This window comes from Kribbella koreensis (genome assembly GCF_039525325.1).
Lineage (GTDB): Bacteria > Actinomycetota > Actinomycetes > Propionibacteriales > Kribbellaceae > Kribbella > Kribbella koreensis.
Genome location: NZ_BAAAHK010000013.1, coordinates 642,139 through 666,101, shown reverse-complemented (window position 1 = coordinate 666,101; position 23,963 = coordinate 642,139). Strand labels below are relative to the sequence as shown.

Below are 23,963 nucleotides of genomic sequence, written 5' to 3'. Positions count from 1 at the left end.
TCACATCCGGATGTAGGTGGCGTACCCGTCGCACTGCCAACGGTGCTTCTTGTTGCGTGGATCGAGGTGGTACGGCTCGTAGTTGTAGAAGTAGCTGTAGTTCCGCAGCACCGTGTAGCCCTTGCTCGCGAACCGGTTGGCGACGTCTGCCTCGGTTCCGTTGGTGTCCCCGTAGTAGTCGGCGCAGAGTTCGTTGAAGTCCTTGTGCGTCGTCGCGAAGACCCAGTAGCCCAGCCCGGTGGTGTACATCCGGTCATCCGCGTCGGCGTAGATCCGGAAGTGCCGGGTGTCACCGAAGCAACTGGGGGTGTCCGTCTTCGGTCCCCGGTCGGAGTCGTAGTAACCGCCGGCGCCGTCGTTCATGAAGGCGTACATCGAGCCGCCCGAGAACGGGTAGGAGAACCGCATCGCCGAGGAGTTCTTCACCTTGTCGACCTCGGCGTTGTTGTAGAACAGCAGCGTCACGTTCCAGTCGACCTTGTCCCAGCCGGCCCCGACCTTGGTGGTGAAGTCGTAGTTCCAGAACAGGTCGGTACCCATCCGCAGCCCCTGCGCGTTGCCTGCCTCGGCCGCCCGGGCGATCATCGGGCCGGAGACCGAGCTGACCAGAAGCAGGGCACCCGCCAGTGCGGCCAGCCGCTTGAATCGCGTTCCCATCACTGATCACCGTCTCCGGTCGGGGTCGGCCGCGGTGTCGTCTCCGGGCCAGGAGTGAAGACGGCGCCTTCGGTGGCGATCGGATCGACCTCGACCACCGCCTGGGTGTCGAAGGAGACGATCATGGTGAACTTCTGCAGGTTCGTCAGCTTGACCTGGATGGTCGACGGCTGGCCGTCGGCGGTCAGCACCGGCAACCGCGACATCAAGGTGTTGATCGGCCGGCTCAGCGTGATGTCGTAGATCGCACCGTGCATCACGCCGGTGTCGTCGTCTCGCCAGGCCCCGAACTGGTCGACCGTGTACGGCAGGCTGCTCGCGCTCTTCTTCTTGAGCGCGCTGCCCAGAACCGTGCTGTTCTGCAGGATCGTCTCGGCTTGCACCCGTTGAGCGGCGGTGAGCGCGTACCGCTGGTTCAGGGTCGCGATGTCGCGACTGGCCGCCCCCGCGTTCGGATCTACCGGCACACTGCCGGTGGCGTCCGGGGGCTGTCGCAGGTCCACCTGCCCAGAACCCGGGCTGCCCGGTTTGACCACCGGATCGCCCTCGGCCACCGTCAGATGCGCGATGGCGTTCCCGGCCGGCGTGAAGCCCACCGCCAGCGCGGCGACCGCCGCCAGCGCGAGTATTCGTTTTCTCTGCATCGTGTTCCCACCCTCCAGAGAGCTCCGCCCGGAAGGAGAAACGGTCGCGGGGACACGCGACGACACAGCGGTGGCGCGGGACAACAAGGAACCGTGGCCAATGCATTTTGCCGCGATTACCGCTGCGCTCGAGCCGGGTCTGTGCGAATTCGGGCGGATTGACTCGCACACGAATACAGCGTCATTGCCGCGAAAAATCGAATCAAGAGCGCGGCGCTGCAACAAGCAGCAACCCCATCCCCGATGAATTGATCAGCGCGTCAGAGGGCGCAGTTCACCAGGACCGGTTCGTTGACGAGGGTGATGCTGAAGGCGTGGTGGACCTGGGTGCGGACGTGGGTGGCCAGGGCCAGGAGTTCCTTCGAGGTTGCGTTGCCTCGGTTGGTCAACGCCAGGGTGTGTTTGGTGGAGACGGCCGCGTTGCCGATGGAGAAGCCCTTGGCGATGCCGGCGTGCTCGATCAGCCAGGCGGCGCTGGTCTTGATGCGGCCGTCGGGTTGGGGCCATTGGGGGGCGCCGGCGGGGACGTCGGCGGTGGTGTCCAGGAGGGGGTTGGTGAAGAAGGAGCCGGCGGACCAGGTGTCGTGGTCGGTCTCGTCCAGGACCATGCCTTTGCTGCGGCGGAGGGCCAGGACGGCTTCGCGGACCTCGGTCATGGGGGCTCGGGAGCCGGGCTCTACGTCCAGGGTGCGGGCGAGTTCGGCGTAGCCGATCGGGGCGGAGAGGTCACCCAGGGGAAGCTGGAAGGCGACCTCCAGTACGGCGTACCGGGTCGGGGCGGCCTTGAAGCGGGAGTTGCGGTAGGTGAAGCCGCAGTTGGCGGCGAAGATCGTGCGTACTGCGTTGTCGACCCGGTCCCAGACGCGGACCGAGGCGATCGTCTCGGCGACCTCGTGGCCGTAGGCGCCGACGTTCTGGACCGGTGTCGAGCCGGCCAGCCCGGGGATGCCGGACATCGACTCCAGGCCGCTCCACTCCTCGGCGATCGCGCGCTGGACGACTGCGTCCCAGTCCTCGCCGGCCTGGATGTGGATCATCGCGCCGGAGCAGGCGTCCGCGTCGACCCGGATGCCGCGGGTGGCGATCTTGATGACCGTGCCGCGGAAGCCCTCGTCGCCGATCACCACGTTGCTGCCGCCGGACAGCAGCAGCACCGGCTGGGATGCGGCGTCGGCCTCGCGGACCGCGTCGATCAGTTCCTGCTCGGTGGTCACCTCGACCAGGCGGTCGGCGGGTCCGCCGATCCGCAACGTGGTGAAGTCCGCCAGCCGGACATCCTTGGAGACGGTTGCCCCGGCAGCCGTGGCGCCGGTGACAGGAACGTTCGGAGTGGTCACGGGAGTCGCACGACCGCTCGGGCGCGGCCCAGGACTTTTTCTTCGCCGGCCAGGGCGGTGATGTCGATCTCGGCGTGGCCGTCGGTCAGCTTGTCGACCTTGGCCGAGAACGTGACGGTCGCGCCCTTGTCGTCGTCCGGTACGACGACGAACTTGGTGAACCGCACCCCGTACTCGACCAGATCCGCCGGGTCGTCCAGCCAGTCGGTGACGACCCGGGCCGCGCTCGCCATCGTGAGCATGCCGTGCGCGATCACGCCGGGCAGCCCGAGGGCCGCGGCCATCCGGTCGTTCCAGTGGATCGGGTTGAAGTCGCCGCTCGCACCGGCGTACCGGACCAGGTCCTCGCGCCGCAGCGTGACGGTCAGCGGCGGCAGCTCGAAACCCACCTCGACGGTGCTCATGAGTCCGCCCGGTTGTGCGAGATCGTCGACGTGGAGGTGGCGATCGGCTCGCCGTCCACGGTGGTCAGTGCGGTCTCGTACATGATCACCTCGACGTCACCGGCCTTGCGCACGGTGGTGATGGTGGCGGTCGCGGCGATCTCGTCGCCGGCCTTGATCGGGCGGGTGTAGCTGAACTTCTGCGCGCCGTGCACGATCCGGTCCAGCCGCAGCCCGAGCTCCTCGTCCGCGAGCAACTCCAGCAGCGCCGGGTTGGCGACCATGAAGGCGAAGGTCGGCGGCGCGACCGCGTTCACCCCCCGGTACGCCGGGTTGGGGTCGCCGATCGCGTCGGCGAACTCCCGGATCTTCTCCCGGCCGACCTGGTAGGACTCGGCGGCCGAATAGCTCCGGCCGACCATCGTGGCGTCGATCGTCATGTCCAGTAACCCTACTGGCAGACTGGGAGCCGAGTGCCGCCACCCACTCCTCCCGAGACGGAAAGGGCAGGACACGCGTGACGGCAGACAGTGTCGTTTCAAAGCGCGGAGGTGTAGCCGCTTTGGCCCGCTACGCCCCGAGGTACGGGCTGGAGATCGGTGAGCCGAGCGGGACGGACTGGCTCCGGGTCGACCGGCTGCTCGAGCCGGACGGTCCCGAACTGACCGAGCTGCTCAAACGCGACCACGACGCGAGCGACCACGTCTCGGCCCACGCGAACGCGCTCAGCCTGATGTCCTTCTACGCGGGCCGTGCCCCGGCGACCGCGCTGCTGCTCTGGGCCCTCGAAGGCCGCGTGCTCGACATCCGCCCGCACAACCTGTGGGTGAAGCCGCATGACGGCCACGGCATCGCCTCTGTCGCCATCCGCTCCGCCGACTTCCTCCCCGGCGGCCTGCAGACTCTGTACGACGTGGTGCTGACCCAGCACCTGCTCCCCCTCTCGGCCGAGCTTCACCGCCGGACCCGGGCCGGCCTGCGCCAGCTCCACGGCGGGGTGGCCGCCGGATGCGCCATGGCCTTCTGCGCCGCCACCCGCGAGCAGGAGACGGTCGCCCCGTCCTACCTCCTCGAACGCTGGCAGACCTTCGTCGCCAAGGCCCCGGCCGGGCTGGCCCGCCTGGGCGAGGTCACGGAGGCGGCCGGCAAGCTCGTGTACCTCCGCAACACCTGCTGCCTCTACTACACGAGCACCAAGGGCCGTGGCACCGTCTGCGGCTCCTGCTGCCTGACCTCGCGAGCCGACCGCCTGACCGCCTACGAGGCCGGCAAACCCATCCTCACCGTCTGACCCAAACCCCTTACGTCCGAAGAAGTCGAGTGACGTCCCTCGACTTCTTCGGACGTAAGGGGTTTGGGACAGCGAAAGGCCCGCTTCACTGGGAGTGAAGCGGGCCTGACGTGAAGACTGCTGGGATCAGCGGGTCTCGCGGTGATCGGTGTGGTCGTTGCAGCGGGCGCAGTACTTCTTCAGCTCAAGACGGTCCGGGTCGTTGCGCCGGTTCTTCTTGGTGATGTAGTTGCGCTCCTTGCAGACCGTGCACGCAAGGGTGATCTTCGGGCGGACGTCGCTTGCCTTAGCCATTACTGCCTCTTTTGTCTGGAACGCGCAACTGGAGTGATCGCGTTCTCGAAGTAGCGGGGGCGGGAGTCGAACCCGCGACACCACGATTATGAGCCGTGTGCTCTAACCACCTGAGCTACCCCGCCGGGTAAGTCCGCCATCCCACCCGGGCGACCGGGTGGGACGCGATCTCTGAGCCCCTTTACGGAATCGAACCGTAGACCTTCTCCTTACCATGGAGACGCTCTGCCGACTGAGCTAAAGGGGCGGGCCGAGGAGAGAGATTACACGGTCTCCCGCCCCGATGTGAAATCGGGGAAGAAGCGCCTTGCAGGCCCCTCGTTCCGACCAGAGAAGCATACCGGTTCCCGGGAGTGCTTCCGACCAGTTTTAGCCCCAGTGTCCTGCGTCCGGCGCTGGTCGAGTGATTGCGGTGTCCAGGTGCGTGCATCGCGGTGCTGGAGGAGCGTCCTCGATGCGGAGCATCGTGGATGCTTCGCCAGTGCCGCGAAGTGCGTGCCTGGGCGCCGCAAGCGCCGACCAGCGCCGGACGCAGGACACTAGTTCCAGACCCGACTGGGGTACGTCGCGCGGAGTACCGGTATGACCTCGGTCACGAAGGTCTCGACGCTGGCCCGGTTCTCCTCGTCGGACAGCCCGGAGACCTCCAGGGAGACGCCGGACAGCTCGTGCCCGAACGCCTCCTGGTACCGCCCGAACTTGTCGATCACCTGCTCCGGCGACCCGACCAGTACCGACCCCTGCTCGAGGAACTCCTCCAGCGTCGTGAACGGCAGCTTGTTGTGCTTGGCCCCCGGTGAGTCCATGAACGCGTCGAAGATCGGCCGGTACCCCTCCACCGCCTCCTGCGAGCTCTTCTTCACGTACAGCCCGTTGAACCCGGCCCCGACCACCGCATCGGCCGGGTCATGCCCGTACGCCTCCCAGCGCTCCCGGTAGTGCCGGATCAACCCTGCGTACTTCTCCATCGGGTGGAAGCCGTTCGCCGAGAACAGTGGCTCTCCCCACTTCGCGGCGAGCTCCGTGGACTCGGTAGACGACGCAGAGCCGTGCCAGATCGGCAGCGGCGACTGCAGCGGCCTCGGTTGAGTAGTGGCATCCACAAGCGAGGGACGGTAGGTACCGGACCAGGACACCGACTCTTCCCGCAGTAGCCGCCGCAGCAGCTCGTACTTCTCCCTGTTCCGGTCCCACTGCCCGTCGACGTCGTACCCGAACAGTGCGTTCTGATCCGGGTCGTTGCCCTTGCCGATGATGATGTCGAGCCGCCCACCCGACAGCTGGTCCAGCGTCGCGTAGTCCTCGGCAACCCGCACCGGGTCCAGCAGCGACAGCACGGTCACCGTAGTGAGCAGCCTGATCCGGCTAGTCGACGCAGCGATGTAGGAGAGCACCACCGGTGGCGAGGACGAGATGAACCGCTGCGCATGCCGCTCACCCACCCCATAGGCGTCGAAGCCCAGCTCCTCCGCCCACTGCGCTTGCCGGACCACGTGCTGGAACCGCTCGGACGTCGAGAGCTGGCGACCGCTGATCGGGTCCGGCGAGTTGTCGATCAGCGTGTACGTACAGAACTTCACCGGGGCTTCTTCTCCCCTGCTGTGACGGCTACAGCCAACTGGTTCCCAGTGACCGGCGCTGGGCAGGTGCCGTAGTCGGTGAAGGCGTAGGGCAGGTTGATGGTCCGGTTGAAGTCCACCACCACACTCCGGTCGGCCTGCACCGGTCCAGTGGTCACCGTGCGCCAGGGAGCCGTCTCGCCCCCATTGGTCTCGTCATGGAACGACAGCGACACCTTCCCCTCCCCCGCCGCAGTCGCCACCAGCTCGTACGCCGAATCGCCCAGCGCCAGGTGAACCGTCCCAATGGCCGTCACGTGCTGTCGAAGGTCAGGCCGGGCAGTAGCGACCTCAACCCGCACAGGCTCCTCGTACGGGCTGAAGTGACCGGTGACCACCCAGGACGGGTCCACCGCAAAGGTGGGCACCCCGCTGAAGCCGGCCCGGGTAGCGGCGCGTGGGTCGCGCTGGCGGATCGCGTAGCGGCCTCCGCGGAGTACTAGCTCAACCAGCTTGTCCCCTTGGAGCAGCCAGCTCAGCGAACCAGCCTCGGCGACGCTGGCCGAGACAGTGCCCTCCAACGGCTCTCCATTGAGCGTCAGGCCGTCAGCTGCCCTCACATGCGCCAGTCCGTCAGCAGTCCACCACTCACCGGGCAACCCCGGGAGCGCCGACGGCGAAGCAGGCAACCAGTTGAAGGCGACGATGGTGAGCCAGCCATAGTCGGTGTTGAGGTCCTGCTCACGCAGGGTGTGCCAGGTCTGCCAGTCCTGTTCCTGCGAAGTCGTGATGGTCATGAGGCCAGGTCCTCTCTGGTGGCGTTCTCGCGGCGGGCGACTTCCTCGCGGACGAGCGGGATCACGTAGCGGCCGAAGTCGACGGCGTCGTCGTAGATGTCGTAACCGCGGGCGGAGAAGATCCGTACGCCGAGGTCGTAGTAGTCGAGCAACGCGGCGGCGACGGTCTCCGGCGTACCGACCAGTGCGGTGGAGTTGCCGCCACCACCGGTCAGGCCGGTCGGTGCGGTCCACAGCGCGCGATCGTGCCGCTCGCCGGCCTCGACCGCCTTCAACAGTCGCTGGGAGCCTGCGTTCTCCGGCGTCTTGCGCGGATCGCGGTACCGGCCGCGGGCCGCTCCGCCGCCGGCCTGCGCGTCCTTGATCCGGCCGAGGATCCGCTCCGCCTTCGCCCAAGCCAGTTCCTCGGTCTCCGCCAGGATCGGCCGGAACGCGATCTGGATGGTCGGCCTGTCGACACGGCCGGCCTTCGAAGCCTCCGCGTCGATCGTGGCCAGCTGTTCCTTGGTACCGGCCAACGGCTCGCCCCACAGCGCGAAGATGTCCGCCTCGGACGCCCCGACGGCATAGGCAGCCGCCGACGAGCCACCGAAGGAGATCCGCGGCCGGGGCTGCTGCAACGGCTTGATGTCCGCGACGAACTGCTCGAACTGGTAGTGCTTGCCGGCGAAGTCGAAGCGCTCGTCCGAAGTCCAAGCCTGCTTGAGGATCTGGATGAACTCGCGCGTCCGACCGTACCGATCGTCCTTGGCCAGGAAGTCACCCTCCGCGGCCTGGTCGGCGGTCGACCCACCAGTGATCACGTGGACTTCGAACCGCCCGCCACTGAGGTGGTCCAGGGTCGCAAAGGTCTTCGCCGTCAACGTCGGGTAGGCCACGTTGGGCCGATGCGCCACCACCAGGTTGATCCGCTCGGTCTTGCCCGCCACGTACGCCGCGACCTGCGACGGGTCGGGCGAACCCGAGTGGTAGGCGAACAGGATCCGGTCCCACCCGTTGTCCTCGTGGGCCCTGGCGAGCTTGGCGGTGTACTCGAGATCGAGGGCGCCACCGGTTCGCGGCGTGACCTCGCTGGCCGGGTTCGTCCCGGCGATACCGAGGAACTCAACTGGCATGACGTCGACCTGCTTTCTCGGACTGAACAGCGACGAGCTGAAGGAGTTGACGGGCGACCGCGTCGTTCTGGCGGAAGCCCGGACCGTTGAAGTGTGGGCGGGAGAAGCCCGACGAACCGGCCGAGCCGGACACCGAGGGGCCGAGCAGGAACAGCGATGGATGGACCGAGCCGTCGGCCTTGATCGCGCGGCATTCGCCATCGGCTTTGAGTTGGCCGCCGCCCAGGCTCGTACCGTCGGAGGCGATCAGCTCGTCGGCGGCGAGCAGACCTGACTCGAGCAGTCCTTTCAGCAAGGGATCCGGAGTTGCGAGGACATCCGGCCGCGGCAGGCGGGCTTCCACGAAGGCGCGTGCCTCGATCTCCCTCGGCAGGGCCGGGCTGGAGGCGACGAAGCGGTCGTTGCGTAGGGCAACCTCCAGCGATGGGCCGGCGAAGCGGACCAGGCCGGCTCGGTGCAGGGCGAGCAACTCTTCCAGGCGGCGCGGTGGCGGACCGCTGGCCACGAAGGAGAAGAAGCCGTGCCACTCGGTCTCGACGTGCCGGACCCGGTCCTCGTCGGACAGCAGGCCGGCCGTGATCGCCACCGAGAGCACGCTGTAGACGCTCAGCAGTGCGTTGAAGACGGCGAGATCGGCCGAGAAGGTGGGATCGGCCCGGCGCAGCAGGTCGTCCTCGATCAGCCGCACCAACTCCCGGTCCAGCGACTCCGGATCGTCGAAGGTCAGCCCGGCCAGTGGCCGGTCGATGGCTGCCAGCACGAAGCGATCCTCGACAGCGGGGACGGCCTCGTTGACGGCAGCGATGAATTGGGGTGAGGACGGCAAGGTCCGGTCGAGCACCTCGAAGAACTGTTGCCATGGCCAGGCAGTTCGTTCCGGATGGGCCAGGAAGAGCTGCTGGTAGTGGGCGAAGGTCAGTTCCTTCTCGACCAGCGGCTGCACCTGGGTGATGAAATCGAGTGGCTCGGTGCCCAACGCCTCGGCCGTCAGGTACCGGGTGGGGACGGGGGTCGTGCCGGGGACGGTGTAGCCGAGTTTGGCGTGGTACGGGACGCCGCGGCGCGAGCCGACGTACAGGATCGGTTCGCTGCCGGAGGGGTTGTACTCGAGGCGGCCGCTGCAGCCGTCGTACCAGCCGCCGCGGCCTTCGGTCAGCAGGACCATCAGGTCGACGAACGCCTGGCCGAAGCCGCGCACGATCACCGGCTCAGCCGGGCGCAGCTCGCTCAGGTCGACGTCGGCGGTGTAGCCGGGCGGGATGTAGGTCAGACCGGCTGACGAGGCGGAGTCCGCCAGCGCCGCCTCGTCAGCCGTCGGCACCCGGTCGAGATACCCGAGAGCGAGTACGACGAGGTCCGCCTCCAGTACCTCCCCCGATGCCAGCTCCACGCGGTTGCCCCACTCCGAAGTCAGCGACACCGCCCGCTCGAGATGCGTTGTCACCGTCACCCCCGCCGGCAACGACCGCACGACCCGATCCCAAACCCAGCTCAAGTACTCCGCCTGCAACAACCGCGGCGGAAAGTCCATCGGCCCGGTCGTCTCCAACCCGGCTTCCTCCAGCAGCGTCGCCCCCACCCCGTTGGCCCAGGTAGCCAAATCCGGCCCCGGCACGATCGGCCCCTCACACACCACCGACTCGTCGGTGAAGATCGTGACGTCGGAGGCCATCGAGTTCATCCACAACAACCGCGACTGCTCCCGCCGCCAAATCCGCCCCCCACCCGCCGGATACGGATCGACGACGTGGATCTCCACCTCGCGATCGCCGAGCAATTCCTCAGCACTCGCGGCGAATCGCTCGAGCAGACCAACCGTCCTCGGCCCACCCCCGACGAAGACGATCGTCGCCGGGTCCGCGAGAGGACGATGCGGGTGAAGAACAGTCGGCGTGGTCATGCGTCGAGTCCGAGGTGGTGGCGGAGCGTCGTACCGGTGTATTCGGTGCGGAGGACTCCTCGTTCCCGCAACAACGGGACGACCGTGTCGACGAAGTCGTCCAGGCCGCCGGGGGTCAGGTGGGGGACGAGGACGAAGCCGTCGGCGGCGTCTTCCTGGACGTGGCGGTTCATCGCGGTGGCGACTGTTGATGGGGAGCCGATGAAGGTTTGGCGGTTTTGCTGGTTGATGACCGTTTGGCGGAGGGACCAGCCGTGAGCTTCGGCTTGGGCCCGCCATTCGGCGACGATGGGGGCCGGATCGTTGTAGCCGACGCGGCCTTGGGTGACAGCTGAGCCGACGACGGGGTCCTCGGCGGGTAGCGGGCCGTCGGGGTCGTAGGAAGAGAGGTCCCGGCCCCACAGGAGTTCGGCCAGGACGATCGCGGTGGGTCCGGAGACCTGCTGTTCGCGGATGTACTGCGCCTTCTCCGCCGCCTCAGCATCGGTAGCGGCGACGACAACTGTCACCGCAGGCATGATCTTCAGTGAGTCCTCGGACCGCCCGTACTGCGGCAGCCGCGCCTTCACGTCCTTGTAGAACGCCTGCCCAGCCTCGAAACTCCCATGCCGGCTGAAGATCACATCCGCGCCCTCAGCCGCGAAGTCCCGACCCTGATCGCTGTCCCCCGCCTGAATCACCACCGGATGCCCCTGCGGCGAAGGCGGCAACCCAAAACGTCCGCGGATGGAGAAGTGGGCGCCCTCGTCCGCGAAGGCCCCAGCGCCCTCACGAGCGAAGACCCCACCGTCCTGGTCCAGCACGAGTTCCGACGACCAGGAATCCCACAGCTTCCGGACCACCCGCAGCGCCTCCCGCGCCCGGACATACCGATCGCTCTTGTCCAGATACCCACCGCGCCGGAAGTTCTCGCCGGTGAACGCGTCCCATGAGGTGACCACGTTCCACGCCGCTCGACCGCCCGACAGATGGTCGAGCGTCGCGAGCCGCTTGGCCAGTTCGTACGGCTCGTTGAAGGTCGAGTTCACCGTCGCCGCCAGCCCGAGATGCGTCGTCACAGCAGCCAGCGCACTGAGCACAGTCAGCGACTCCGGCCGCCCAACCACGTCAAGGTCATGGATCTGCCCCTTGACCTCACGCAGCCGCAACCCCTCGGCCAGGAAGAAGAAGTCGAAGGTCCCCCGCTCGGCCGTCTCCGCCAGCTGCCGGAACGACGCGAAGTCGATCTGCGATCCCGATTCCGGATCCGACCACACGGTCGTGTTGTTGACGCCCGGAAAGTGCGCCGCCAGATGGATCTGCTTCGTCATCGCCCACTCCCCGCATACCGATTGGCCGGCCGCTTCAACCCGAGCCGGTTCCGCAGCGACGTCGCGCGCTCCACCGCCGGCCCGAGCAACCGCCGCTCCCGCAGCAACGGCACCAGCTGCTCCGCGATCACCGGCACGTCGAGCTCGAGCGACGCGGGCCGCAGATGGATCCCATCCACCCCAGCCGCGTTCCAGCCCTCCACCAGATCGGCCAACTCCTCGACACCACCGGCGTAATCAACCCCATCGGCCGGCCCGTCGCCGAGCGCCACACTCACCGAGAGCAGCACCCGCGGCGTCAGACTCGCCGCCCGTACCTCCGCCAGCCGATCGTCGAGGCCAGTTGCCCCCGGCAACAACACCAGATCCGCATCCGCCCCGGCTTGCAGCGCCTCAGCAGAACTCAGCCGTACTGCGACCAGCGGGTGCCCCTGCGGCGGCCGCGGCACGATCGACGGCCCCTTGATCGAGAACGCCGGCGAGCTGTAGTCGACGTAATGAATCCGATCCCGATCGATGAACCGCCCACTCGGCGCATCCCGGATGATCGCGTCGTCCTCCCACGAGTCCCACAACCGCCGGCTCACATCGACGACGTACCGGGCCTCCCGCCACGTATCAGCAGCCTCCGCCGGCTCCCGCCGCCCGATGACCGCCGCCGCCTCCGCGCTGGTCGACACCTCAGCAAGCCACCCCGCACGCCCCGCGGACACGAAGTCGAGCGTCGCAACCGACGCCTGCACATGGAACGGCTCCGTATGCGTGACCGTCACCGTCGGAATCAACCCGATCCGATCGGTCGACGGCGCGATCCGCGCTGCCAGCCCCAACGCGTCCAGCCGCGCACTGACCCGCGACGGCTCATCAGCCGGGGCCTCCAACGTGTCCACGAAGGTCGCGAAGTCGATCCCCGCCGCCTCCGCCCGCTGGACCGCACGCAAAGCCAACTCCCCCGTCAGAATCGCCGACGGATCGACCGAGGCCCCTCGCCAAGCATCAGGATGACTCCCGGCGCCATCGATCTCGATCGCCGTGATCAGTCGCCGGCTCATGACGCCACCTGCAAGCTCACCGGCAGGTTCTTGCTGAACGGCAGCGGCCCGATCGACTCCGGATCGGCGTCCACGTCGAACTGCGGCTCGAACCCGGCCGCCAGATACAACGCGCTGGCCTCCGGCTGTCGCGGCCCGGTGGTCAGGTACAACCGCCGGTACCCGAGATCGCGCGCCACCACCTCCAACTCGGCCAGCACCCGACGGCCGAGTCCTTGCCGTCGATGCAGGTGCGAGGTCCACATCCGCTTCACCTCCGCGGTCTCGTCGTCGTACCGGCGAATGGCGCCCCCGGCAACGGTCTGCCCGCCGTGCCGGAGCAGGACGAACGAGCCACCGCGCTCGGCATGGAAGTCCGACGGCGGTACTTCGGTCAGCAGGATCTGGTCGTTGCTCCGCCCGTACCGAGTGCTGTACTCGACCACCAGGTCGGCCAGTAGGGGCGCGGCCTCCGGGTCCTCGGGCCGTACCCGGACAACCTCCAGCGCCGAAGGCTGGACCGGCAGGCTCTCCACCACCTGTTCGCCTTCCACCGTGGACAGGAACGCCTCGGTCACCTGATAGAGCGGCACCGACGCCTCCGGGTCGAGCAGTAGTCCGCCCCCGTCGTACAGGCGGATGTGCGACGACAACACGAACCATCCCTGCCCGATCGAGCCCGCGCCGAGGCTGGTGAGCACCGGCCGGAGCGCGTAGTCGATCACCAGCACGTGAGCCGGCGATCCGCCCGTTGCCAACGGCAACACGGGCTTGCCCCGCAACGCGTACTGCGGGAGCAGGTCGAGGAACACCTTCAGCAGTCCCGCGTACGCCGCCTTGTAAACCGGCGTCGTCACCACCACCGCGTCGGCGGCGGCCAGTGTCTCGACCGCGCGCGCGATCGCCGGGTCGTCGGCCTGCCCCCGCAGCAGCGGCGTGGCCGGCAGGTCGCGCAGGACGATCGGCGTAACCCGATGCCCGTGGCTGAGCAGCCGCTTCGTCACATAGGAGAGCACCGCGTCGGTCCGGGACACGTCGGACGGACTGCTGGAGATGGTCGCGATAGTTGCCATGAGCCCCTTGCTCCTTCTCTCACTTCTGCTTGTTCTTCGGCAGTCCAGGCGGGTTCACCAGCGACTTCTGCACGCCCTCTGCCTCCAGGTGCCACTTGGCCAGGACCTTCGCGTAGCTGCCGTCCGCGATCGCCGCATTCAGCGCGTCCGCGAAGGGTTTGGCCAGCCCGCTGTCCTTCTTGGTGGTCACCCCGACCAGCCCCTGGATCGGGTAGCTCGACGAGACGGTGCCGACGATCTCGGTCTTGCCCGAGGTCGCCACGTGATAGGTCGCGGTCGGGTTCGGGCCGAGGTACAGGTCGATCCGGCCGGAATCCAGCGCGAGGTAGTAGTCAGTCGCCGATTGGTAGTACTTCGGGGTCGCGGGCTTCAGGCCCGCGGCGACGTTCTGCTTGTTCCAGTCGAGCAGGATCGCTTCCTGCAAGGTGCCCGAGCTGACCGCGACCGTCTTGCCGGCGATGTCGGCTGGCTTGCCGATCTTCCAGCCCGACCCCTTCTTCGCCTCCCAGGCGTGCAGCCCGAGCCGGTACGTCGCGAAGTCGTACTTCTCCTTGCGCAGCTCGGAGACGCCGATGTTGGAGATACCGGCCTGGTACTTGCCGGAGTCCAGCCCGAGGAAGAGGTTCTCCCAACTGGTGGTCTGGATCTCCACCTGCAGCCCGAGCACGCTCGCGACCAGGTAGGCGAAGTCGATGTCGACCCCGACCGGCGTCTTGTTGTCGTCGGCGGTGAAGGCCAGCGGCGGCAACCCGCCACCGGCCGAACCGCTGCCGACAACGAGCCTCCCGCTCTCCCGTACGGAGGCGGGCAACTCGGCCGCGATGCTGTCCACCTTGGCCGACGTGATGTGTGACTGCCCGGCCGAGGTGTCGAACGCGATCGCCGAAGCGTCACTGCCCTTCGGCGCCTCGGCGACCGGATCCGCGCAGCCTGCCAGCGCCAGCAACAGCACGCCCAGACCAGCAAATGCTTTCTTCATCGAAGGTCCTCAGCTCGTGATCGGAAGGCCGGGCGGATTGATCTCGGACTTGCCGACCGCTTCGTTCGACACGTTCCAGCGGGCCAGCACCTTGGCGTAGCTGCCGTCCGCGATCGCCGCATTGAGAGCAGCCTGGAAGGCCTTCACCAGCCCGCTGTCCTTCTTCGTGGTGGCCGCGATCAGCCCCTGCAGCGAGGCGCCGGCGCCGGAGAACTTGCCGATCGTCTCGGTCTGGCCGCTCGTCTTCACGTGGTAGGCGACGCTCGGGTTCGGCCCGAAGTACGCGTCGATCCGGCCCGACGAGAGCGCCAGGTAGGTGTCGGACGCGCTCTGGAAGTACTTGATCGAGGCGGCCGGCAGACCGGCCTTGAGGTTCGCCTCGTTCCAGTCGACCAGGATCTTCTCCTGGTTGGTACCACTGCCGACCGCGATCGTCTTGCCGGCCACGTCCTTGCCGCTGTCGACCTTCCAGCTGACACCCTTCTTCGCCTCGAACGAGATGTCGTCCTTGCGATAGGTGGCGAAGTCGTACTTCTGCTTGCGCTTCTCGGTCACCGTGATGTTGGAGAAGCCGACGTCGTACTTCGCGGAGTCGAGCCCGACGAACAGGTTCTCCCAGCTGGTCACCTGGAAGTCCGGCTTCAGCCCGAGCTCGCTGGCCACCAGGGTGGCGATGTCGATCTCGATGCCGATCGGGGTCTTGTTGTCATCGGCAACGAAGCCGAGAGGCGGCGTACCGACCGTTCCACCGATCACCAGGGTGCCGCGCTCGCGAACCTTGGCCGGCAGCAGCGCGGCGGCCGCGTCGTTCTTCTTCGCCGCCACCACCCGGTTCTGTTCGGGCGCCGTATTGATGCCACCGGTGTCGGCGGCGGCGTTCTGGGTATTCACCGGATCTGCACCGCAGGCCGCCAGGAGAGCTATCGGCAGCAGGGCGACGGCGAGCAAGGATCGTTTCATCAGAGAACCTTGGAGATGAAGGCGCGGGTGCGCTCGTGGGAAGGGTTGTCGAGAACTTCGTGCGGTGGGCCGGACTCGACGATCACGCCGCCGTCCATGAAGACCACCGTGTCGGCCACCTCGCGGGCGAAGCCGATCTCGTGGGTGACGACGACCATCGTGGAGCCGTCCCGGGCGAGCTCCTTGATCACGTCGAGCACCTCGCCGACCAGCTCGGGGTCGAGCGCGCTGGTGGGTTCGTCGAACAACAGCACCTTCGGTCGCAGGGCCAGAGCCCGTGCGATGGCTACTCGTTGCTGTTGCCCGCCGGACAGCTGGCGCGGGTAGACATCGGCCTTGTCGCCGACTCCGACCCGGTCCAGCAGTTCCCGCGCGACCGGCTCCACCTCGCGACGCTTGCGGCGCTGCGCCGAGACGGGGGCCTCCACGACGTTCTGCAGTGCGGTCAGATGCGCGAACAGGTTGAAGTTCTGGAACACGAACCCGACCTGCGAACGCTGGTGCAGGATCTCCCGCTCACGCAGCTCGTGCAGCTTGTCGCCACGCCGCTTGTACCCGATCAGCTCCCCGTCGATCCGGATCAGGCCGCGATCGACCTTCTCCAGGTGGTTGATCGACCGCAGCAGCGTCGACTTGCCCGACCCCGACGGCCCGAGGATCACCGTCACGGTGCCGGCCCGGACCTCCAGGTCGACGCCACGCAGTACCTCCAGTGTGCCGAAGCTCTTGTGCACGCCCTTGACGTCGAGCATGGCGGTCATGAGCTGACCCCCACTCCGGGTCGTGCCGCGGCTTTGGCCTGGACGGTCCGCCAGGTTCGGCGGATCCGCTGGATCGGGGTCGGTGGCAACGACCGGCTGGTACCGCGGGCGAAGTACCGCTCGAGGTAGAACTGTGCGATCGACAGCACGGTGGTGAGCACGATGTACCAGACCGTCGCCACCATCAGCAGCGGAACGACCCGGCTGTTGCGGCCGTAGATCACCTGGACCTGGTAGAAGAGCTCCGGGATCGCCATCACCGAGACGATCGAGGTGCCCTTGAAGAGCTGGATCACCTCGTTCGCGCCGTTCGGCAGGATCGACCGCATCGCCTGCGGCAGCACGATCCGGAAGAACTGCCTGCTGCGCGGGATGCCGAGTGCGGCCGCCGCCTCCGACTGCCCCTGGTCGACCGAGATGATGCCGCCCCGGATGATCTCCGCCGCGTACGCCGCCTGGTGCAGCGCGAGCCCCAGTACTGCGGCGCCGAGCGGGCCGAACAGGTTGTTCGTGCTGAACCGCACGAACTCCGGTCCGAACGGGATCCCGATGCTCAGCTCCTGGTACAGATAGGCCAGGTTGAACCAGAACAGCAGCTGGACGATCAACGGGATCGAGCGGAACACCCAGATGTAGCCCCAGGCAACTACTTGCAGGAACGGGCTGCTGGACAACCGCATCGTCGCGATCACCGCGCCGAGCGCGAAGCCCAGAACCGTTCCGTACAAGGTCAACTGGAGCGTCACGGCCAGGGCCGAGAAGATCGTCCTGGTGGTGAAGAACTGGAAGAACGTCGGCCAGTCCCATCCCGGGTTGGTGATCAGGCCGTGCGCGAACATGGCCAGCAGCACCAGGACGACGGCGACACCGACCCAGCGCCAGGGGTGCCGGCGCCCGATCACGGGCAGGTCGGCGTCCAGCAGGGCCGGGCTTTCAGGTGGATCGGCGGCGGCGGTCGCCGAGGTCAGCGAAGTGGTCGACACAGTTGAACTCCCGGGCGGCGGGCAGGCAGGGGTGACGCCGGTGCCGGCAGGAGCTGCGGGCACGGCGCTGCGGACGGTCGGACAGACCGTCGTGACAGTGGAAGAGGTGGCTCTAGAGAGCTGTCAGAGCAGACACAGGGCGCTGGAGACGCGCTGCAGGTCGATGTGGAGACGGTAGAAGGCGAGTTCACGCCGGGCTGGTTCTGTCATCACCGTCTCCTTTCTTCGGGCCTGGTGAACCCAGTATGCGAGGACATTGAAAGGGAAGTAAGTCGGTAGACAAACCTCTCATATTCTGGACGCCCTATAACGGCTCCGGAGGCCCCTGAGGAGCTGTGACGCGGGTGATCCCGGTCACGGCGACATTCAACTACTCTCTGGTCACTTCTACGCCTGAGCGGCGACGGATGGCGCGGATTCCGTCACCGTGGGTAGCTGGATTCGGTGATCTGATCGCAATGCGCGTTTGAGGAGTCCGTGACCTCCTCGTTATGGTCGATGGGCCGCTGGGGATGACCCTGGCGGCAACTCGACTCTGGAAGGCTCTCGTGTCCCCTCACCATGACGTGTCGGAAGCAGGACGTACGGCACCTCGTCGTACTCCGGCCGGCGCGCGTCGGGTGGCGAAGCACCGCCTGACCCGCCGTACTTCCGTCCGTGGCGTCCAACTGGTCGGCCTGACGGCCGCCCTCGCGGCCGCCGCCGGCACCAGTGCCGTCGCCCTCTCCCCCTCAGCTGGTCCGGCCAACGCCGGGACCAGCGCCACCGCAGGCCAGCTCGAAGCGATGACCGCGGCCCGGGTCGAGCGCCGTGACCTCGCCTCGCGAGACGCGTCGCGCTTCGATCTGTCGCTCGCCTCCACCCGCAAGGCGCAGATCGACGCGGCCGCCGTCGCCAAGGCTCGTCAGGCGAAGCTCACCGCGAACGCGACGCTGACCGCCCGCCGCGCGCTGGCTCTGTCGGCCGCCAAGGCACAGGCCGCGGCCAAGGCCAAGGCGCTCGCCAAGGCAGCCGCTGCGGCGAAGGCCGAGGCTCTTGCCAAGGCTGCGGCAGCTCCCAAGGTCGTGCTGCCGACGACCGGCTACCACCTGACGGCCGGCTTCGGCCAGGCAGGCGGACGCTGGGCCAGGAACCACACCGGCCTCGACTTCGCGGCCCCACTCGGTACGCCGATCCGCTCGGTGATGGCGGGTGAAGTGATCCAGGCCGACTACGAAGGCGCCTACGGCCGTCAGGTGAAGGTCCGCCACGCGGATGGCACCGTCACGTCGTACAGCCACATGTCGGAGTTCGACGTCTCGGTCGGCGACACGGTCAAGGCCGGCGACCAGGTCGGCGCGATCGGCGTCACCGGCAACACGACCGGGCCGCACGTGCACTTCGAGGTACTGCCCGGCGGCGGCGACCCGATCGACCCGAAGCCGTGGCTGCGGGAACATGGGGTCAACCCGTAATTCCCTGTCTCAGCGGGCCCTGGCTCAGAGGTCCTTGGCCAGCGTCAGCTTGTCGACATACTGGCCCTCGATCACGAACTCACGTGGGTGGGTTCCTTCGAGAACGTAACCGTGGCGCTCGTACAGCCGCCTTGCGACGGTGTTCGTACCGTGCACATTCAAGGTGATCTTGCGGGCGCCGCGGCGCGTCCCCTCCTCGGTCGCCGCGGTCAGCAGGATGGACCCGACGCCCCGGCCCTGCGCCTGTTTGGCGACCGCGACCCCGTTGATCGACAGCACGCCGTCGCCCTCGGGGAACGTGTACTTGTCCTGTAGCCGGAGATAGCCCAGCACCTCGCCGTCGTCCTCGGCCACCAGATGGGCGTCCGGCCCACTCCGTTCGTTGAAGAACGCGTCCTTGTCTGCCGGCGTCATCGACGGAAACCCCGACGACGCGTCCCACACCGTCAACTCGATCGCCAGCAGCGCCGCCTCATCACCCTCGACGGCCCGCCGCACAGTCACCTCACCCATACCCCAATCCTCACCCACCCCAGGTCCACCGAGCTGTGGGCCGCCCCGCTCCCGGCCCACCCTGGCCAACTTCGGTTCGGCTGCTGCGGGCTCTCCCGCTGCTTTCGAGCGCGCCTGCCGAGCCAACCCAGGCGGAGCGGCGCGCGCGCTTGGCTTCAGAAGGTCGTGTGCGGGGTTGGAGTCGCGGGGCGCAGGTGGACTGAGGCTGTGAGTCCGCCTACCGGTCGAGGGGCTAGGGACAGGGTGCCGCCATGGGCGGTGGTGATGGCGGCAACCAGGGCCAGGCCCAAGCCGTGGCCGCCGCCGGAGTGTTTGGCCAGGCGGGCGCCTCGGGCGAACGGTTCGGCGAGGGTGGCGACCTTCGCCGGGTCGATGACCTCGCCCGTGTTGACCACAGTCAGCCGGCCCGCCTGCACGGTCAGCTTCGCCGTACCGCCGACGGGCAGGTTGTGGCGGATGGCGTTCTGGCCGAGGTTGATGATCAGTTGGTGCAGCAGCGTCTCGTTGCCCTCGACGATCGAGCCCTCGATCGACGTGCTCAGCTCGACGCCGGCCGCCTCCGCCTCGGGCTGCAGCTCGGCGACCGCCTGCCGCGCGATCGCCGCGAGGTTGACCGGCTCCAGCTCGACCTTCCGATTGCCGAGCGCCGCCAGCGCCAGCAACGCCTCGACGATGTCGATCCCCCGCTGATTCGTCTCGTGCAGCCGGCGCGCCAACTCCCGCACGTCCTGGTGATCCGGATCCGCGATCGCCACTTCGAGCATCGTCTTCATGACCGCGTGCGGCGTCCGCAGCTCATGCGACGCGTTCGCCGCGAACCGCCGGTACTGCGTGAACGCCCGCTCCAACCGCTCGAGCATCTCGTCGAACGTGTCGGACAGATCCGTGAACTCGTCCCGCGGCCCACCCAGCCTGATCCGATGATCCAGCGACCCGTTCGCCGCCAGCCGCGCCGCCGAGGTGATCTCCTGCAACGGCCGCAGCATCCGCCCGGCGATGATCCACCCGGCGCCCATCCCGATCGCGGCCAGCAACGCCAACGCATACAGGGTCAGCTTGACGACGGTGTCGAGGATCTCGCCGCGCGTCGCCACGGGCGTCTGGTCGCGAGGGTTGGCCGCGGTCAGCGGGTAGTTCGGTACGAACCGCATCACCGCGTAGATGATGACGCCGATCACGCCACCCGCGAGCACGAGCAGCAACGCGTAGCTCAGCGTCAACCGGAGCCGCACGGTCAACCGCGGCCGCCAGCTCATCAAAGGCTCAGCCGGTACTGCGGGACGCCCGGGACCTGCCGGTACGGCGGGCGTAGTACTCATGAATCGCCGATCCGGTAGCCCACGCCCGGCACGGTGTGGATCACCCACGGGTCGCCGAGCCGCTTGCGCAGCGTGGAGATCGTGATCCGGACCGTGTTGCTGAACGGATCCGCGTTCTCGTCCCAGGCGCGTTCGAGCAGTGTCTCGGCGCTGATCACTCCACCCTTGGCCGTCATCAACACCTCCAGGACAGAGAACTGTTTGCGGGTCAGCTTCACGTAGCGCCCGGACCGGTAGACCTCCCGCCGGAACGGATCGAGGCTGACCCCGGCGTACTCGAGCACCGTCGGCGCCGACTCGGCCGGCCGCCGGGCCAGCGCCCGCAGCCGGACAACGAGCTCACGCAGCTCGAACGGTTTGGTCAGGTAGTCGTCGGCGCCCACCTCGAAGCCGCTGATCTTGTCGTCGAGATCCCCGGCGGCGGTGAGCATCAGAATCCGGACCGGCAGTCCCTCGGCGAGGATCCGGCGGGCCACCTCGTCACCGTTCGGCGGCGGGATGTCCCGATCGAGCACGACCACGTCGTACTCGTTGATGCTGATCGACTCCAGCGCGGTCTCGCCGTCGAAGGCGAGGTCGGCCGCGATCGCCTCCAGCCGCAGCCCGGCCCGGATCGCCTCGGCGAGGTACACCTCGTCCTCCACGACCAGAACCCGCATAACCACCATTGAAGCAGGCCGGACGTATCGAAAACGTATCCGGAAACGTTGACGCTCCGGCAACGTCGTGAACTGTGCACTGAATGGCATGATGCCTGACGAACTCGTTGCCACTCGCAAGAAAATGCGCCGGCTCAACGTGCTGGTCGTGGTGGCGCTCGTGGTCGCGATCGCCTGCTTCGCCCTGGCTGCCTGTACCTCGGTCGACGACACCCACTCCTCGACCTCGGAGGCGGCCGGCTCTGGCGCCCCGGATCCGGTGAAGTCCACCAAGCAGCACCGTGGCGATCCAGGGCCGGAGGACGGCGTACTGCCGGACAACGCCTCGCCGTTCGACACCTCGTTGCCAGGGGTGGCGAAGCTGAATCCCGACCTTCTGAAGGCGATCCAGGATGCTGCCCGCGCTGCCGAGAAGGCGGGGATCAAGCTGCATCTGACGACCGGGTGGCGGAGCAAGGAGTACCAGGAAGAGCTGCTGGAGAAGGCGATCAAGCGCTACGGCAGCCGGGAGAAGGCCAGCGAGTACGTCGCTACGCCGGAGGAATCGCACCACGTCACCGGCAATGCGGTCGACGTCGGGCCGACCGACGCGGACGACTGGCTGAATCGCAAGGGTGCGCGGTTCGGGCTCTGCCAGACGCTGGCCAACGAGATCTGGCACTTCGAGCTGGCCACGACGCCGGGTGGGACCTGCCCACCCATGAAGAGCACGTCCAGCAGCAGGTAGCCGCTGGACGTGCTGTCTCCTGGGATATCACGCGGCGTCGAGTGCACCGGTGATCTTGCGGGCCATGTCGGCCAGTACCGGGCTGGGCTCACCGAGGTGGGTCTGCGACGCCTCGATCGCCAGGACGACGGTGCTGCGGAAGTTGTCGGCCTCGGCCGGGGCCTGGTCCTTGAGCAGGGTCATCGCCTCGGTCAGGGCCGGCAGGACGTTGTCGGCCAGCTCGGCGACGGTCTTGCCGCTCAGGTTCATGCCCTTGGACTTCTCGTTGAGGACGTGGCCGACCAGGCCGGTCGCGGAGGTGAGGGCGATGGTGCCGTCGGTAGCGACCTTGTGCGGCTTGCTCGCGGCGGCGGCGATCAGCGAGACGGCGCCGTACGCGGCGGTACGGATGGTGTTCTTGTCCTGGTCGTTGAGGGTGATGGTCATGGCAGTTCTCCTTGTTGGTTGATGTGTAACTGGTCAGTTGTTGTGCAGCTTGTGGTCTTGCCGGGCGGCCGCGATGGTTTCGCGGACCGCCTGGGCGACGGCTTTGAAGTCCTTCTTGAGGATCTTCGAGTGGTTGCTGGGGACCTTGGCGCTGACCTGGATGTTCGGGTTGCGCTCCAGCACCGGGTCGAGGGAAGCCCGCGCGGCCTCCATCTCTTCCTCGCCGCCACCGAGGTTGGACCCGGTGGCCAGCACGTACCGCACCGGGCAGGTCACCTGATCGAGCTCCACGTCCACCGAGTCGACGATCTCGTTGATCTCGATGTTGACCTCGGCGTGCATCGCGGCACTCATCCGCGCCGCCATCCCGAACGGCCGGGCCAGCGGGAGGATGAACCGCATCTTGTGGAAGAGCTTGCGGATCCGCTCCTGCCCTTCCTCGCCGGTCAGCCCGTACGGCATCGCGCCGTCGACCATGACGACCCCGAGCACCCGGTCCGGGTGGCGGGCCGCCCAGTGCGCCGCGATGGTCGCGCCGTACGACCAGCCGACCAGGATCGGCTTCTCCACGCCGGTCGCCTCGAGGATGGCGTCGAGGTCCCGCAAGGTCCCCTCGAACGAGTAGTCCGCCGACTGCTTCGACTTGCCGCGGGCCCGCTCGTCGTACGCGATGTGCCGGTACTCGTTGCCGAGGGCCTCGATCACCGGGCGCCACGGCCGCTGGTCGGCGTACGCGCCGTTCAGGTACACGATCGCCTGGCCGGAGCCGCCGCTGTCCGTCATCGCCAGCGCCGTGTCGTCGACCGGCACCATCTGCATGTTTCCCATCACGATCTCCTAGCGCTCTTGTGTTCAGGAATCTCCGAACAAGAAGAACGCTACATTGCGTTCAGAGATCATGCAACACTGATCTCACGCTCTCTCGCCTTATTTTGGGCTTGTTTGGGCTTGCTTTGCAATGAGTATGATCGTGAACGCAATGATCTCTCCGGCGTTGCATTGCAATGGCCTGAGGGTGAATGCATACTTGGCGGACGTCCGACAGCGACAGGAGACCAGTACCGATGCCCGGAGGCAGACTCACCGAGGAGGACCGGCGGCTGATCGCCGCGGGCCTGGCCGAAGGACTCGGCTACGCGGAACTCGGCCGGCGCCTGGACCGCCCCGCTTCGACGATCATGCGAGAGGTCACCCGCAACGGCGGCCCCGACGACTACCGGGCCGACCGCGCCCAGCAGGACACCAGCACCCGCGCCCGCCGCAACAACCAGCCGCAGCCGCCGGCGCCGGCCCCCACCGACAGCAGCTACGGTCGCGACCCCAAGGCTGTCCAGGAGTTCACCGAGTCCTTCACCGACCTCCTGGTCCAGCAGGGCCTCCCCAGAATGGAAGCCCGGGTGATGGCCTGCCTGCACATCACCGACTCCGGCGCCCTCAGCGCCGCCGACCTGGTCCAACGCCTCCGCGTCAGCCCCGCCTCGATCTCCCACGCCGTCGGATTCCTGGAACAACAAGGCATGCTGCTCCGCCGGCGCGACCCCGGCGAACGCCGGGAGCGCTACGTCATCGACGACGAGATCTGGCTGCGCAACCTGCTCGCATCCCTCCAGATGAACAACGCCCTGATCGCCGCTTCCCGCCAGGCCGCCACCCTCTTGGGCCCCACCACCCCTGCGGGCGACCGCTTCGACAAATCCGCCGAACTGTTGACCTTCGTCAGCGAGGCCCTGCAACAGGCGATGGAGAAGTGGCGGGAACACCTGACAACTCGCGCGAAGCCGTAAAACCGCA

The 23,963-nt window shown here is 67.5% G+C and carries 27 protein-coding genes and 2 tRNA genes; 4 read left to right on the top strand and 25 right to left on the bottom strand.

What is annotated here, in order from left to right; genetic code table 11:
- From ABD116_RS27465 to ABD116_RS27445, 5 genes are all read right to left on the bottom strand, one after another.
- Positions 1–657 carry a hypothetical protein gene (locus tag ABD116_RS27465; RefSeq protein WP_343976273.1) on the bottom strand — a complete coding sequence of 219 codons (657 nt, stop codon included), beginning with the start codon at positions 655–657 and terminating at the stop codon, positions 1–3.
- Positions 657–1,301, bottom strand: a complete 645-nt coding sequence (locus tag ABD116_RS27460) for a hypothetical protein (RefSeq protein WP_343976270.1) — start codon at positions 1,299–1,301, stop codon at positions 657–659. Before ABD116_RS27460 ends, ABD116_RS27465 begins: the two co-directional genes overlap by 1 nt.
- A 260-nt stretch (positions 1,302–1,561) precedes the next feature.
- Positions 1,562–2,638 (bottom strand): UDP-N-acetylmuramate dehydrogenase, encoded by a 1,077-nt coding sequence (locus tag ABD116_RS27455; protein ID WP_343976267.1) that lies wholly within the window; start codon positions 2,636–2,638, stop codon positions 1,562–1,564.
- Positions 2,635–3,042: a MaoC family dehydratase gene (locus ABD116_RS27450; RefSeq protein ID WP_343976264.1), complete on the bottom strand. Its 408-nt coding sequence runs from the start codon at positions 3,040–3,042 to the stop codon at positions 2,635–2,637. The genes ABD116_RS27455 and ABD116_RS27450 overlap by 4 nt, the downstream gene beginning before the upstream one ends.
- Positions 3,039–3,461, bottom strand: coding sequence for an FAS1-like dehydratase domain-containing protein (locus ABD116_RS27445; RefSeq protein ID WP_343976261.1), 423 nt, complete (start codon positions 3,459–3,461; stop codon positions 3,039–3,041). Before ABD116_RS27445 ends, ABD116_RS27450 begins: the two co-directional genes overlap by 4 nt.
- 122 nt (positions 3,462–3,583) lie before the next feature.
- On the opposite strand from ABD116_RS27445, the gene ABD116_RS27440 reads away from it, so the two are divergent.
- On the top strand, positions 3,584–4,312 hold the full coding sequence (locus ABD116_RS27440) for a hypothetical protein (protein WP_343976258.1): 729 nt from the start codon (positions 3,584–3,586) through the stop codon (positions 4,310–4,312).
- Between the two features lie 126 nt (positions 4,313–4,438).
- Here the strand turns inward: ABD116_RS27440 and rpmG are convergent, their stop codons facing one another.
- The 15 genes from rpmG to ABD116_RS27365 all read right to left on the bottom strand — a co-directional run bounded on the left by rpmG (position 4,439) and on the right by ABD116_RS27365 (position 17,284).
- A complete protein-coding gene (gene rpmG, locus ABD116_RS27435; protein ID WP_020388160.1) occupies positions 4,439–4,606 on the bottom strand; it encodes a 50S ribosomal protein L33 in 168 nt (55 codons plus the stop codon).
- A 51-nt stretch (positions 4,607–4,657) separates the two neighbouring features.
- A tRNA-Met gene (locus ABD116_RS27430) sits at positions 4,658–4,731 on the bottom strand.
- Positions 4,732–4,780: 49 nt separating this feature from the next.
- Positions 4,781–4,853: transfer RNA gene (locus tag ABD116_RS27425), tRNA-Thr, on the bottom strand.
- A gap of 292 nt (positions 4,854–5,145) precedes the next feature.
- Complete coding sequence (locus ABD116_RS27420) at positions 5,146–6,186, bottom strand: LLM class flavin-dependent oxidoreductase (protein ID WP_343976256.1); 1,041 nt, start codon at positions 6,184–6,186, stop codon at positions 5,146–5,148.
- Positions 6,183–6,962, bottom strand: a complete 780-nt coding sequence (locus ABD116_RS27415; RefSeq protein ID WP_343976254.1) for a DUF1684 domain-containing protein — start codon at positions 6,960–6,962, stop codon at positions 6,183–6,185. Before ABD116_RS27415 ends, ABD116_RS27420 begins: the two co-directional genes overlap by 4 nt.
- Complete coding sequence (locus ABD116_RS27410; RefSeq protein ID WP_343976251.1) at positions 6,959–8,077, bottom strand: LLM class flavin-dependent oxidoreductase; 1,119 nt, start codon at positions 8,075–8,077, stop codon at positions 6,959–6,961. Before ABD116_RS27410 ends, ABD116_RS27415 begins: the two co-directional genes overlap by 4 nt.
- A complete protein-coding gene (locus ABD116_RS27405; RefSeq protein WP_343976248.1) occupies positions 8,067–9,977 on the bottom strand; it encodes an FAD/NAD(P)-binding protein in 1,911 nt (636 codons plus the stop codon). Before ABD116_RS27405 ends, ABD116_RS27410 begins: the two co-directional genes overlap by 11 nt.
- Complete coding sequence (locus tag ABD116_RS27400) at positions 9,974–11,287, bottom strand: NtaA/DmoA family FMN-dependent monooxygenase (protein ID WP_343976245.1); 1,314 nt, start codon at positions 11,285–11,287, stop codon at positions 9,974–9,976. The genes ABD116_RS27405 and ABD116_RS27400 overlap by 4 nt, the downstream gene beginning before the upstream one ends.
- Positions 11,284–12,339: an LLM class flavin-dependent oxidoreductase gene (locus ABD116_RS27395; protein ID WP_343976242.1), complete on the bottom strand. Its 1,056-nt coding sequence runs from the start codon at positions 12,337–12,339 to the stop codon at positions 11,284–11,286. Before ABD116_RS27395 ends, ABD116_RS27400 begins: the two co-directional genes overlap by 4 nt.
- Positions 12,336–13,391, bottom strand: a complete 1,056-nt coding sequence (ssuE, locus tag ABD116_RS27390; protein WP_343976239.1) for an NADPH-dependent FMN reductase — start codon at positions 13,389–13,391, stop codon at positions 12,336–12,338. Before ssuE ends, ABD116_RS27395 begins: the two co-directional genes overlap by 4 nt.
- A 19-nt stretch (positions 13,392–13,410) precedes the next feature.
- Positions 13,411–14,370, bottom strand: coding sequence for an ABC transporter substrate-binding protein (locus tag ABD116_RS27385; RefSeq protein WP_343976236.1), 960 nt, complete (start codon positions 14,368–14,370; stop codon positions 13,411–13,413).
- Between the two features lie 9 nt (positions 14,371–14,379).
- Complete coding sequence (locus ABD116_RS27380) at positions 14,380–15,330, bottom strand: ABC transporter substrate-binding protein (protein WP_343976233.1); 951 nt, start codon at positions 15,328–15,330, stop codon at positions 14,380–14,382.
- Positions 15,330–16,082 (bottom strand): amino acid ABC transporter ATP-binding protein, encoded by a 753-nt coding sequence (locus tag ABD116_RS27375; protein ID WP_486327390.1) that lies wholly within the window; start codon positions 16,080–16,082, stop codon positions 15,330–15,332. The genes ABD116_RS27380 and ABD116_RS27375 overlap by 1 nt, the downstream gene beginning before the upstream one ends.
- 5 nt (positions 16,083–16,087) lie before the next feature.
- On the bottom strand, positions 16,088–17,074 hold the full coding sequence (locus ABD116_RS27370) for an amino acid ABC transporter permease (RefSeq protein WP_343976227.1): 987 nt from the start codon (positions 17,072–17,074) through the stop codon (positions 16,088–16,090).
- Positions 17,075–17,197: 123 nt separating this feature from the next.
- Positions 17,198–17,284, bottom strand: coding sequence for a putative leader peptide (locus ABD116_RS27365; protein WP_343238371.1), 87 nt, complete (start codon positions 17,282–17,284; stop codon positions 17,198–17,200).
- Between the two features lie 338 nt (positions 17,285–17,622).
- On the opposite strand from ABD116_RS27365, the gene ABD116_RS27360 reads away from it, so the two are divergent.
- Positions 17,623–18,528, top strand: a complete 906-nt coding sequence (locus ABD116_RS27360; RefSeq protein ID WP_343976224.1) for a M23 family metallopeptidase — start codon at positions 17,623–17,625, stop codon at positions 18,526–18,528.
- A 24-nt stretch (positions 18,529–18,552) separates the two neighbouring features.
- On the opposite strand, the gene ABD116_RS27355 is transcribed toward ABD116_RS27360, so the two are convergent.
- The 3 genes from ABD116_RS27355 to ABD116_RS27345 form a co-directional block, all read right to left on the bottom strand.
- Entirely contained in the window at positions 18,553–19,041 is a 489-nt protein-coding gene (locus tag ABD116_RS27355) for a GNAT family N-acetyltransferase (RefSeq protein ID WP_343976221.1), read from the bottom strand.
- 155 nt (positions 19,042–19,196) lie between these two features.
- On the bottom strand, positions 19,197–20,360 hold the full coding sequence (locus ABD116_RS27350) for a sensor histidine kinase (protein ID WP_343976218.1): 1,164 nt from the start codon (positions 20,358–20,360) through the stop codon (positions 19,197–19,199).
- The gene (locus ABD116_RS27345) at positions 20,357–21,019 is read right to left on the bottom strand and encodes a response regulator transcription factor (RefSeq protein WP_343976215.1); all 663 of its coding nucleotides are present in this window, start codon (positions 21,017–21,019) and stop codon (positions 20,357–20,359) included. The genes ABD116_RS27350 and ABD116_RS27345 overlap by 4 nt, the downstream gene beginning before the upstream one ends.
- 91 nt (positions 21,020–21,110) lie before the next feature.
- On the opposite strand from ABD116_RS27345, the gene ABD116_RS27340 reads away from it, so the two are divergent.
- Complete coding sequence (locus tag ABD116_RS27340) at positions 21,111–21,746, top strand: M15 family metallopeptidase (protein WP_343976212.1); 636 nt, start codon at positions 21,111–21,113, stop codon at positions 21,744–21,746.
- Between the two features lie 27 nt (positions 21,747–21,773).
- Here ABD116_RS27340 and ABD116_RS27335 read toward each other — a convergent pair whose 3' ends face one another.
- Both ABD116_RS27335 and ABD116_RS27330 read right to left on the bottom strand, forming a co-directional pair.
- On the bottom strand, positions 21,774–22,172 hold the full coding sequence (locus tag ABD116_RS27335) for a hypothetical protein (RefSeq protein WP_343976209.1): 399 nt from the start codon (positions 22,170–22,172) through the stop codon (positions 21,774–21,776).
- A 33-nt stretch (positions 22,173–22,205) separates the two neighbouring features.
- Positions 22,206–23,000 (bottom strand): alpha/beta fold hydrolase, encoded by a 795-nt coding sequence (locus ABD116_RS27330; RefSeq protein ID WP_343976207.1) that lies wholly within the window; start codon positions 22,998–23,000, stop codon positions 22,206–22,208.
- 236 nt (positions 23,001–23,236) lie between these two features.
- On the opposite strand from ABD116_RS27330, the gene ABD116_RS27325 reads away from it, so the two are divergent.
- Positions 23,237–23,956: a GbsR/MarR family transcriptional regulator gene (locus tag ABD116_RS27325; protein ID WP_343976205.1), complete on the top strand. Its 720-nt coding sequence runs from the start codon at positions 23,237–23,239 to the stop codon at positions 23,954–23,956.
- Positions 23,957–23,963: the final 7 nt, after the last annotated feature.